An 11,465-nucleotide genomic window follows, 5' to 3' on the forward strand; every position below is an offset into this window, starting at 1 on the left:
GAGAGGTGCATTGTTGGCTATCGGCCAGTAGGTATCAGGAGGGAGCGATGCGTGATTCGTACGAAGGCGGCTGCCATTGCGGCGCCCTGCGCTACCGGATTCAAGGTCCATTGACGGATGTTGCCCACTGCCATTGTTCGGTTTGCCGTCGGGTCAGTGGTGGTTTACTGATCACCTGGTTGACGGTGGATTGCGATGATTTCCAATGGTTGAGCGGCACGCCGCAACGCTACGACTCGTCGGCCAGTTGCGTGCGCTATTTCTGTAGCCGTTGTGGTGCCCATGTGGCGCTGACCACTGATCTGAGCCCACAGAGCATCGATGTCACGGTCACCACGCTCGACCAGCCCGAACTGGCGCCGCCGAACCGGCACATCTGGATCGACAGCCGCCTGCCCTGGCTGCATCTGGATGAACAGTTGCCTGCGGAGCACGGCGAAACCCTGTGATCAGGGCAGTTGCAGGCCGCCGCCGGCCTTGTGCAGCGCACGCAAGTGTTCGCCCACCTGCTTGATGTTGGCCTCGACCGCCTTGATTTCAGCCGCACGGGCCGGGCCGAGCAAGGCTCGGACCTCCTTGTCGAGGTCGGCGCTGAGGGTTTGCAGCTGTTTTTGCCGCTGGCTGGTTGCACTCAGCAGCTTTTCGCGCTCGCTGGCCTGGGGCAGGCCGTAACCGCTGCTGCCCAGCAGTTCTGCCGGGCGGCTGAGAAAACCGCTGTTGGCGAGGATCTGCTGCAGGGTGTTGTTAGCCTTGCCGACGCTGGCGTCGTTGAGCTCACGCCCGGTGAGATAGCGTTGTTTCACCTCGTCCTGGGCCAGCAACAGTTGCCGGCGCAGGCTGGCTTGCTCCAGGAGCAGCAACGCCGCGCTGGTGCGCAGATCAGCCTGGGCAAACCACTGCTGGCGTTGCTCGGCGGACTGCTCCAGCCAGGCTTCCACGTTGTTCTGCTGGATCGGCAGTTGCTTCTTCAACACCAGGAACATCGCCTGGTAACGGTCCCGATAGGAGTCGAAGCGGTAACCCAGGCGCAAGGCCTCGCGCGGGTCGTCGAGTACGCTGACATCCGCCAGGCCACGGCCTTCGAGCACTTCGAGCAAGCCATTGGGGACGATGCTGTCCAGATCGTTCAGGCGTGGGTTGGCGGTACCGCTGCGCAATAGCTTGAGGGTTTCGACCGCACAGTTGTTGGACAGGAAGTAGTAGTTGCCGTCGTAGCTCCAGTGCATCTCGGCGGCCTGGCGCACCAGGCTTTCCAGTTCGTCGCGGTTGAGCCTGAGCGGGATCGAGGCGAGGCTGCGCAGTTCGGTCTTGGTGTACTCGTCGATCACCTGTGCCAGTGGCAAGACGAACAGCCGCGACGGATAGGCGCCGGTCAAACCGTCCCAGCTCGACAGCTGCACGTCATTGACGAAGGCCCGGTACGACAGCACCAGGTGCTGGTCCAGGTCCAGGCGGCAGTCCGGCCCGCGCGGGCGCCCCGGGGCGCAGATCACCAGGCGCAACATGCTGTGGCCCCAGCGGCTGACCCAGTTCTGGTTGGCTTCGGCCAGCAGGTAATCCACGGCGTAGACCCGCTCGGGGTCGATCTCGCCCAGCGGCGATTTGGCAAAGTCATTGCCAGCGTTGAGAAATGGCAATGCGCTCGGGCATGGCGGATGCTCGGGCGCCCAGTCGAAATGCCCCTTCAGGTAAGCCTGCAGGGCCGGGCGCCGGCAGGCAAAACTGGGGTCAAGCAGGAAGTACTCCATGTTGACCGCAATGAATTCCTTGGGGCTGCTCAGTTCATAGCTGTCGGGGCTGCGCGCCACCTGGCGGTTGTGCTGCTCACGCTCGCCGCGACGGCCTACATACTGCTGCCAGCCGGCCAGGTCGAGCAGGCGCGGGTCGTCGCTGAGGGTGAAGCGGCGTTCGGTCTGGCCACGGCACTGCTCGGGCAGACCGACTTTGCCCTGACTGTTCTGCTGCCGGCTGCACTGGGTGATCAGCCGGCGCTGCGCACCCTGCCATAGGCGGGCGCGGTCATAAATGTGGGTCAGTTCATGCAGGACGGTGGCCAGCAGTTCCTGGCGTACGCTGCCATGGGGGCGGCTGGTTTTTTGCGTGGCGGCGCTGCCATCGGTGAGGCCTGGCAGCAGGCGGCTGTTGAGCTCCAGGGTGGAGACCAGCGACGCCTGGCCATAGGCGTCCTCTGGCATGCGGCTGCTCCAGCTGACCTGGATGCGTCGGTCAAGGCGGGTCTTGAAGCTCGGCGGCAGTGCCTGCAGGGCTTCATCCAGCAATGCCTGGCTGGCCCGCTGTTGTTGCGGGCTCAGGCCATCGGCCTGCAGCACCAGCTGCAGGTCGGCCAGTGCCGGGCTGCCGAACAGTGTCAGCAAGCAGCCCAGCAGCCAGGCACGTAGCGGTTTCACAGGGCGAGAATGGCTTCAGCCAGGACCTGGTCGCTGGCCTGGCGTGCTTCTGGAACACGCTGGCGCAGGGTGTCGAAGGCCGCTTCTAGCTGCGCGCCACGGATCTCGCCACGGCTGGCGACATAGCTGGCGGCATCGTCACGGGCTTCGCGCACGACTTTGGAATCGCGAATCGAAGTGGTGGTGTCGGAGGTGAAGTCGATCGAGCGGCCAAAGGCGCGAACGATAATGTTGCTGGTGGCCACCAGGGTTTGTGCCTGGGCTACATCGGCCAGCAACAGAAGGCCAAGGGTGGCGGCAATCAGCGGGTTACGCATGGAGCATCTCCGGGAGAACAGAAGTAATCATTGGACGAGAATTGCCTGCGCCAGTTCAAGGTCGCTGGCATGAAGTTGTGGGTTGGCCTGACGCAGCCGGTTCAATACCGCCTCAAGGCGAGCGCCCCGCCACTGGCCATCGCTGGCCACAAAGGCCGCAGCATCGTCATGGGCGGCCAGCAGCAATTTGCGATCGAAGGGCACTGAGGTCACTTTGCTGGTGACGTAACCACTGACGACAAGGTTGTTGGTGGTCAGGTCCAGCGCCAGGGCGGCACCACACCAACAGGACACGAGCAACAGCAATGACAGATAACGCATGGGTCTCGAACGGCAGCTGAATCAAGCGCCAAAGGCTATCCCAATGCGCCGGTGAGGACCAGCGCAGAGGGCCCGGCTTGGTTGCATGGTGTTACATGCTGCCGGAAGCGAGCGACTTCAGAGCGCCAGGATGGCCTGTGCCAGTTGCGCGTCGCTGGCCTGCAGCGTTGGGGTCTGCTGGCGAATATGGGCGAAAGCGCTTTCCAGTTTCGCACCGCGGATATCACCGTGGCTGGCAACGAAGCTGGCCGCGTCGTCACGAGCGGCCTGGACAATTTTGTCGTCACGGAAGGAGGACGACACGTCGGAGGTGGCATCAGTGGAGGCGGCGACACCACGAACGACGGTATCGGTGGTGACGACAAAGCTGGTGGCGTTGGCAGTGGAAGCCAGGGCCAGCAGCAGCGCGGCGCCAAACAAGCGTGAATGGAACATGGTCGATCTCCTGGATAGGCTTTGGTGGTTCTTATGTCAGACGCACACTCAGCTTGTTGCGCTACTTTTTACCAAGCTGGGTACGCTAAGGGTATCACGCGATAGGAACCTGAGGGTTGGACCACGTCATCGCAAGATTTATCAACTGTACTGGTCGTATTTTTTAAATGTAAAACTGTACATGTCGTGGCGTCAGCCGCTCTAGCCCGGGCCTTTAAACGACAAAACCCGTCAGCAGTCACCTGCGACGGGTTTTGGGGAATTCGAGGTGCCGGCCTTGGCCGGCGAGCCCTGCATTAACGCCAGAACGGCTTGCTCAGCTCTTCGTAGCGTTGTGCTTCGCTGATACCGGCGTCAGCCAGCAGACGCGAATCCAGGCGAGCCAGTTGGTGGCGGCTGGCAATGCGGCGTTGCCACAGCATCAGGTTGGCCAGCAGGCGCAGTGGCAGCGAGGCCTTGGATTGTTCGGCGGTGTTTTCGAAAACCAGATCGGAACTGAGGGTACGTTCCATGATGTCATCCTTCCGCTTGTGGCGGCATTAGGTAGTGATTTAACTGATGCCAATGATCCTCCTCTGTCGTCCATAACAGTAGATACAGTTCACCTACATTGTGATGGGCCAGTTAACTGTTTTAAGCGACTGTTGCACTCAGAATAGGCGCAACTGTACTGGTCGGCACTGAAATGGTGCATTCTTGATCAAGAGAGGGATGACGAAGCGGAAAAAGGCGGTGAAATCACCGGTACAGTAGAACAGTTTTTGCCTGGATAAATAAATCAGTTGCCCGGCCGGTTGGCATTGCACACAACCGGCGGGTCACTGTGCAGGTCAGCTGGCGAGCATGCGCCCGGTTTCTTCCAGGTTTTCGTGCCAGGCCAGGGCTTCGCGCAGGATGTGCGGCGTGTGGCCGCCGCGTTCGCAGGCGCGGGTGAAATAGTCGTTCAGCGCGTCGCGGTAATCCGGGTGCACGCAGTTGTCGATGATCACCCGGGCACGTTCGCGTGGCGCCAGGCCGCGCAGGTCAGCCAGGCCCTGCTCGGTGACGAGGATGTCGACGTCGTGCTCGGTGTGGTCGACGTGGCTGACCATTGGCACCACGCTGGAAATCGCCCCGCCCTTGGCAATCGACTTGGTGACGAAGATCGCCAGGTGCGCGTTGCGGGCGAAGTCACCCGAGCCACCGATGCCGTTCATCATCCGCGTGCCGCAGACGTGAGTGGAGTTGACGTTGCCGTACAGGTCGAACTCAAGGGCAGTGTTGATACCGATGATGCCCAGGCGGCGGACCACTTCAGGGTGGTTGGAGATTTCCTGCGGGCGCAGGACCAGCTTGTCCTTGTAGCGCTCCAGGTTGCCGAACACGTCGGCGTTACGACGGGTCGACAGGGTGATCGAGCTGCCCGAGGCGAAGCTCAGCTTGCCGGCGTCGATCAGGTCGAAGGTCGAGTCCTGCAGTACTTCGGAGTACATGGTCAGGTCTTCGAATGGGGAATCGATCAGGCCGCACATTACCGCGTTGGCAATGCTGCCGATGCCGGCCTGCAGCGGGCCGAGCTTGTTGGTCATGCGCCCGGCGTCCACTTCCTGCTTGAGGAAGTTGATCAGGTGGTTGGCGATGCCCTGGGTTTCGTCGTCTGGCGGCAGCACGGTGGACGGCGAGTCCGACTGCTCGGTGATGACGATACCGACAATCTTGGCCGGGTCGATCGGGATCGCGGTGCTGCCGATGCGGTCATCGACCTTTACCAGCGGGATCGGCGTACGGGTCGGGCGGTAGGTCGGGATATAGATGTCGTGCAGACCTTCCAGGTTGGCGTTGTGCGCCAGGTTGATCTCGACGATCACCTGTTTGGCGAAAATCGCGAAGCTGGCCGAGTTGCCCACCGAGGTGGTCGGCACGATGTGGCCTTGCTCGGTGATGGCGACCGCTTCGATGACCGCGATGTCCGGCAGCTTGAGCTGCTGGTTGCGCAGCTGCTCGACGGTTTCCGACAGGTGTTGGTCGATGAACATGACCTTGCCGTCGTTGATGGCCTTGCGCAGGGTGCTGTCGACCTGGAACGGCATGCGACGGGCCAGTACACCGGCCTCGGTCAGCTGTTTGTCGAGGTCGTTGCCCAGGCTTGCGCCGGTCATCAGGCTGATTTTCAGGGGCGACTGCTTGGCGCGTTCGGCCAGTGCATGGGGCACGGCCTTGGCTTCACCGGCACGGGTAAAACCGCTCATGCCGACGGTCATGCCGTCCTCGATCAGGCCAGCGGCATCAGCCGCACTCATTACCTTGCTGTGCAGGGAGGACAAGCGGATACGATCACGGTACATGGATTGTTATCTCGGGCTACTAAAGCTAGATGCGCAGTCTAGTGTTTTCGCCTGGCTTCGTCCCGCGACCAAGGTCGAATGCGAAGCCCTGAAATAGAGCCTTCTGTCGGCTGGCCGGGCATGAAAAAGCCCCAGCCGGTACCGCACTGGGGCTATTTGTCACAGCGGATTGAACGGCTTATTCGACCGCTTTGACCATGTCTTCGATGACCTTCTTGGCGTCGCCGAAGACCATCATGGTCTTGTCCAGGTAGAACAGTTCGTTATCCAGGCCGGCATAGCCGCTGGCCATCGAGCGCTTGTTGACGATGATGGTCTTGGCCTTGAAGGCTTCGAGGATCGGCATGCCGGCAATCGGCGATTTCGGATCGTTCTTCGCCGCCGGGTTGACCACATCGTTGGCGCCCAGCACCAGGACCACGTCGGCCTGGCCGAACTCGGAGTTGATGTCGTCCATCTCGAACACCTGGTCGTACGGCACTTCGGCTTCGGCCAGCAGTACGTTCATGTGCCCGGGCATGCGCCCCGCTACCGGGTGGATCGCGTACTTCACGGTCACGCCGTTGTGGGTTAGTTTCTCGGTCAGCTCTTTCAGTGCGTGCTGGGCGCGCGCTACTGCCAGGCCGTAGCCAGGAACGATGATCACGGTGTCGGCGTTGCTGAGCAGGAAGGTCGCGTCATCGGCCGAACCGGATTTCACCGGACGGGCTTCCTTGGCGCCAGCCGGGCCGGCCGCTTCTGCCGCGCCGCCGAAACCGCCGAGGATCACATTGAAGAACGAGCGGTTCATCGCCTTGCACATGATGTACGAGAGGATCGCACCGGACGAACCGACCAGGGAGCCGGCGATGATCAGCATTGAGTTGTTCAGCGAGAAGCCGATACCCGCCGCAGCCCAGCCCGAGTAGCTGTTGAGCATCGACACCACCACCGGCATGTCGGCGCCGCCAATCGGGATGATGATCAGCACGCCCATGACGAACGCCAGGATCAGCATCAGGGCAAAGGCGCTGTAGCTGCCGGTGAAGGTAAACATCAGGCCCAGGCCGATGGTGGCAAGGCCGAGGATCAGGTTCAGCTTGTGCTGGCCGCTGAACTGTACCGGTGCGCCCTGGAACAGGCGAAACTTGTACTTGCCCGACAGCTTGCCGAAGGCAATGACCGAACCTGAGAAGGTGATCGCACCAATGGCGGCGCCGAGGAACAGCTCCAGGCGGTTACCACTAGGGATCGGGTCGCTGATGCTGGCAACGATGCCCAGCGATTGCGGCTCGACCACCGCGGCAACGGCGATGAACACTGCCGCCAGACCGATCATGCTGTGCATGAAGGCAACCAGCTCGGGCATCTTGGTCATTTCAACGCGCTTGGCCATGATCGAGCCGGCGGTACCGCCGACCAGCAGGCCGACGATCACGTAGCCGATGCCATCGGTAGCCAGCTCTGCGCCCAGCTTATAGATGAGGCCGATGGTGGTGATGATCGCCAGGGCCATGCCGAGCATGCCGAACAGATTGCCGCGCCGTGACGTGGTCGGGTGCGACAGGCCCTTGAGCGCCTGGATGAAGCACACCGAGGCGACAAGGTAGAGAAGTGTTACCAGGTTCATGCTCATGTTTACTTCTGCCCCTCTTGCTTCGCTGCGCCCTTGCCTGGGGCTTTCTTCTTGAACATCTCCAGCATGCGCCGGGTGACGAGGAAACCACCGAATACGTTGACCGCTGCCAGGGCCACCGCGAGGGTGCCCATGGTCTTGCCCAGCGGCGTGACGGTCAGCGCGGCGGCCAGCATGGCGCCGACGATGACGATGGCGGAGATGGCGTTGGTGACCGCCATCAGCGGTGTGTGCAGCGCCGGGGTGACGTTCCAGACCACGTGGTAACCGACATAGATCGCCAGCACGAAGATGATCAGGTTATAGACGTTGTGAGAGATCAGCATGTCTTCCATTGTCTGGCTCCTTATCCGTTCTTGCGGATGACCTGGCCGTCGCGGCACATCAGGCACGCGGCGACGATGTCGTCTTCGAGGTTGATCGTCAGCGCGCCGTCCTTGTCGAACAGCAGCTTCATGAAGTCGAGCAGGTTGCGTGCATACAGGGCCGAGGCATCAGCGCCGACCTGGGCTGGCAGGTTGGTCGGGCCGACGATGGTCACGCCCTGCTCCACCACCACCTGGTCAGCGACGGTCAGCGGGCAGTTGCCACCTTGGGCCGCGGCCAGGTCAATGACCACCGAGCCAGGTTTCATCTGCGCCACGGTTTCGGCGCTGAGCAAGGTCGGTGCCTTGCGGCCGGGGATCAGTGCGGTGGTAATGACGATATCGGCCTGTTTGGCGCGCTCGTGCACCGCCAGGGCCTGGCGCTGCATCCAGCTGGCCGGCATGGGCCGCGCATAGCCGCCGACACCTTCGGCGCACTCGCGCTCTTCATCGGTCTCGTAAGGGACATCGATGAACTTGGCGCCCAGCGATTCGATCTGCTCCTTCACCGCCGGACGCACGTCCGACGCTTCGATCACCGCACCCAGGCGCTTGGCCGTGGCGATGGCCTGCAGCCCCGCGACACCGGCACCGAGGATCAGCACGCGGGCAGCCTTGACGGTCCCGGCGGCCGTCATCAGCATCGGCATGAAGCGCGGATAGTGGTGAGCGGCCAGCAAGACGGCCTTGTAACCGGCAATGTTGGCTTGCGACGACAACACATCGAGGCTTTGTGCCCGCGAGGTGCGCGGCGCGGCTTCAAGGGCAAAGGCGGTAATGCCGCGCTCGGCCATCTTGGCGATGGTTTCGTTATTGAATGGATTGAGCATGCCCACCAGGACGGTGCCGCTCTTGATCTGGGCCAGTTCGCTATCGTCAGGGGCTACAACTTTCAGAACCAGCTGAGCTCCAAACGCATCGGCAGCGCTGCCAATAGTGGCGCCTGCTGCTTCATAGGCACTGTCCGGAACGCTGGCGTTGATGCCGGCGCCGCTCTGGACGGTGACCTGATGCCCCTGGCCAATCAGTTTCTTGATGGTTTCCGGGGTTGCAGCAACCCGTGTTTCGCCCGTCTGCGTTTCGAGAGGAACACCAATGTGCACGTCATTTCTCCTGCGTGATCTTTTGTTGGTAAACCAGCGCACTGCGGATGGTGCGTTGGGGCGGCCGATCAGCACGATCCCGCCGAATTCAGGCGGGGCGCGGCATTTTGCAGGTGATTCCTGAATCGCTTCAACCAGTTTTGAAGGGTGACGGCAATCAAACTACAAGTCACCCTGTGACCGAATGTCGCAAGAACAGGCCTGGAGCCCGCCAAACGCGGGCTTCAGGGAGATTACGGTAAAAATTGAAAATTTTCCGCCGAATTTGCTGAATGCCTGGCGCAAAGCGCGATTTATGCTGTGAAAGCCGCATAAACAGCAGGGTTAAGGGCTTTCGCGGGGCTGTCTGAAACAGTTGGTGAAAATGCGACATTTCCTTATATCTGTAGGGTTTCAATTTAATTGACTACGGGGTCAGGTTATAACTGTCATCCTTATGGGCTGCAGCGTAGCGGCTCGCCTCCCCTACCAACCAGTCGCGGAAGGCCCGCAGCGAAGCGGATTCCACCTTGCGCTCGGGGATCATCAGGTAGTAAGCCTTGATGCTCGACAGCGCGTGCGGACTGGCCACTACCAGGCGCCCCTCTGCCAGTTCGCGCTGGATCAGGAAGGGTGGAATCAGCGCCACGCCCATCTCGTGCATGGCAGCCTGTGCCAACATCGAGAATAGCTCATAGCGCGGGCCGGTCATGTCGCGGGCGACGCTCATTTCCAGGCTGTTGAACCACTGGCGCCAGGCGTAGGGCCGGGTGGTCTGCTGCAGCAGTGGCAGTTGGGCGATCTGCTCGGGTGTGAGTTGCTGGTTGTCAGCCAGCAGCGCCGGGCTGCACACCGGCACCGGATTTTCGCCCATCAGCCGATGGGACTCGGTGCCCGACCAGTCGGCGTCACCGAAGTAGATCGCCGCGTCAAAGCTGGTATCGGCAAACAGGAACGGCCGGGTGCGGTTGGTCAGGTTGACCGTGACCTCGGGGTGGCGCTGCTGGAAGTCCTTTAGCCGCGGTAGCAGCCATTGGGTGCCGAAGGTTGGTACCACTGCCAGCTCGATGACGTTGGCGCCCTGCTGGCCCATCACCGACAAGGTGTCGCGCTCCACCGCATCGAGCTGGGTGGCGACCCGGCGGCTATAGGAAAGCCCGGCTTCGGTGAGCTTCACCCCGCGGCGGGAGCGGCGAAACAGTTCGACATTAAGAAACTCCTCCAGCCCGGCGATTTGCCGACATACGGCGCCCTGGGTCAGGGATAGCTCCTGGGAAGCCTTGGTAAAGCTCTCGTGGCGGGCGGCTGCCTCGAAGCAGACCAGGGCCGCGGTACTGGGGATCTTGCGCCGCATGTACATCAACCTCACTAATAAGGCGTAAAGATGGCCTTTGTGACCATTACGAAGTGAGAAATTATCACAAGAGCATGCGCAATCCTCGTTTGTCTCGTCGCCTGAACGGGCCTAGGATCAATGCACAACAACTCTGGTCCCATTTCTCGAGGATTCGCTCATGGCCGGTAAAGCAAGCTTCAACTGGATCGACCCGCTGTTGCTCGACCAACAGCTCACTGAAGAAGAGCGCATGGTGCGTGACAGCGCTTATCAGTTCGCCCAGGACAAGCTGGCCCCGCGCGTGCTGGAAGCGTTCCGTCACGAGCAGACCGACCCTGCGATCTTCCGCGAGATGGGCGAAGTCGGCCTGCTTGGCGCAACCATCCCCGAGCAATACGGCGGCAGCGGCCTGAATTACGTGTGCTACGGCCTGATTGCCCGGGAAGTGGAGCGTATCGATTCCGGCTACCGCTCAATGATGAGCGTGCAGTCCTCCCTGGTCATGGTGCCGATCAACGAATTCGGTACCGAGGCGCAGAAGCAGAAGTATCTGCCCAAGCTCGCCAGCGGCGAGTGGATCGGCTGCTTCGGCCTGACCGAACCCGACCACGGCTCCGATCCGGGCTCGATGATCACCCGCGCCAAGAAGGTCGACGGCGGCTATCGCCTGAGCGGCAGCAAGATGTGGATCACCAACAGCCCGATTGCCGACGTGTTCGTGGTCTGGGCCAAGGATGATGCTGGCGACATCCGCGGCTTCGTCCTGGAAAAGGGCTGGCAGGGCCTGAGTGCCCCGGCGATTCACGGCAAGGTCGGCCTGCGCGCTTCCATCACCGGCGAAATCGTCATGGACAACGTGTTCGTGCCCGAAGAGAACATCTTCCCGGATGTGCGCGGCCTGAAGGGTCCGTTCACCTGCCTGAACTCCGCACGCTATGGCATCTCCTGGGGTGCCCTGGGCGCCGCTGAAGCCTGCTGGCACACCGCGCGCCAATACACCCTGGACCGCAAGCAGTTCGGTCGCCCGTTGGCTGCCAACCAGCTGATCCAGAAGAAACTGGCCGACATGCAGACCGAAATCACCTTGGCGCTGCAAGGCTGCCTGCGCCTGGGCCGGATGAAGGACGAGGGCACCGCTGCGGTCGAAATCACCTCGATCATGAAGCGCAACTCCTGCGGCAAGGCCCTGGACATCGCCCGTATGGCTCGCGACATGCTGGGTGGCAACGGTATCTCGGACGAGTTCGGCGTTGCCCGTCACC

12 protein-coding genes (1 of these 12 only partly in view) are annotated in these 11,465 nt (G+C 61.7%); 2 read left to right on the plus strand and 10 right to left on the minus strand.

Translation table 11 applies throughout. The features are described 5' to 3' along the window. The first annotated feature begins 47 nt into the window (after positions 1-47). Positions 48-449: a GFA family protein gene (locus BV82_RS01240; RefSeq protein WP_036995323.1), complete on the plus strand. Its 402-nt coding sequence runs from the start codon at positions 48-50 to the stop codon at positions 447-449. Here BV82_RS01240 and BV82_RS01245 read toward each other — a convergent pair whose 3' ends face one another. From BV82_RS01245 to BV82_RS01290, 10 genes are all read right to left on the minus strand, one after another. Beyond that, on the minus strand, positions 450-2,408 hold the full coding sequence (locus BV82_RS01245; protein ID WP_010222594.1) for a DUF7844 domain-containing protein: 1,959 nt from the start codon (positions 2,406-2,408) through the stop codon (positions 450-452). It abuts the gene before it with no gap. Then, entirely contained in the window at positions 2,405-2,725 is a 321-nt protein-coding gene (locus BV82_RS01250) for a DUF2388 domain-containing protein (protein WP_010222593.1), read from the minus strand. Before BV82_RS01250 ends, BV82_RS01245 begins: the two co-directional genes overlap by 4 nt. A gap of 27 nt (positions 2,726-2,752) precedes the next feature. Next, on the minus strand, positions 2,753-3,046 hold the full coding sequence (locus BV82_RS01255; RefSeq protein WP_010222592.1) for a DUF2388 domain-containing protein: 294 nt from the start codon (positions 3,044-3,046) through the stop codon (positions 2,753-2,755). 117 nt (positions 3,047-3,163) lie between these two features. Next, positions 3,164-3,481 (minus strand): DUF2388 domain-containing protein, encoded by a 318-nt coding sequence (locus BV82_RS01260; RefSeq protein ID WP_010222591.1) that lies wholly within the window; start codon positions 3,479-3,481, stop codon positions 3,164-3,166. A 296-nt stretch (positions 3,482-3,777) separates the two neighbouring features. Further along, positions 3,778-3,993, minus strand: coding sequence for a DUF1127 domain-containing protein (locus BV82_RS01265; protein WP_010222590.1), 216 nt, complete (start codon positions 3,991-3,993; stop codon positions 3,778-3,780). Between the two features lie 318 nt (positions 3,994-4,311). Beyond that, complete coding sequence (locus tag BV82_RS01270) at positions 4,312-5,805, minus strand: acetyl-CoA hydrolase/transferase family protein (protein ID WP_010222588.1); 1,494 nt, start codon at positions 5,803-5,805, stop codon at positions 4,312-4,314. A gap of 178 nt (positions 5,806-5,983) precedes the next feature. Continuing rightward, positions 5,984-7,420: an NAD(P)(+) transhydrogenase (Re/Si-specific) subunit beta gene (locus BV82_RS01275; protein WP_010222587.1), complete on the minus strand. Its 1,437-nt coding sequence runs from the start codon at positions 7,418-7,420 to the stop codon at positions 5,984-5,986. 2 nt (positions 7,421-7,422) lie between these two features. Then, complete coding sequence (locus BV82_RS01280; protein ID WP_010222585.1) at positions 7,423-7,755, minus strand: NAD(P) transhydrogenase subunit alpha part 2; 333 nt, start codon at positions 7,753-7,755, stop codon at positions 7,423-7,425. Between the two features lie 11 nt (positions 7,756-7,766). After that, the gene (locus BV82_RS01285) at positions 7,767-8,888 is read right to left on the minus strand and encodes a Re/Si-specific NAD(P)(+) transhydrogenase subunit alpha (protein ID WP_010222584.1); all 1,122 of its coding nucleotides are present in this window, start codon (positions 8,886-8,888) and stop codon (positions 7,767-7,769) included. 406 nt (positions 8,889-9,294) lie between these two features. Continuing rightward, positions 9,295-10,221 (minus strand): LysR family transcriptional regulator, encoded by a 927-nt coding sequence (locus BV82_RS01290; protein WP_036995333.1) that lies wholly within the window; start codon positions 10,219-10,221, stop codon positions 9,295-9,297. 160 nt (positions 10,222-10,381) lie between these two features. Between BV82_RS01290 and BV82_RS01295 the strand changes: the two genes are divergently transcribed. Then, positions 10,382-11,465: the 5' portion of an acyl-CoA dehydrogenase gene (locus BV82_RS01295; RefSeq protein WP_010222582.1), read on the plus strand. It continues 98 nt past the right edge of the window; only the first 1,084 of its 1,182 coding nucleotides appear in the window; its start codon is at positions 10,382-10,384; its stop codon lies beyond the right edge, outside the window.

The sequence above is a fragment of the Pseudomonas donghuensis genome (genome assembly GCF_000696345.2).
In the GTDB taxonomy this organism is placed as follows: domain Bacteria; phylum Pseudomonadota; class Gammaproteobacteria; order Pseudomonadales; family Pseudomonadaceae; genus Aquipseudomonas; species Aquipseudomonas donghuensis.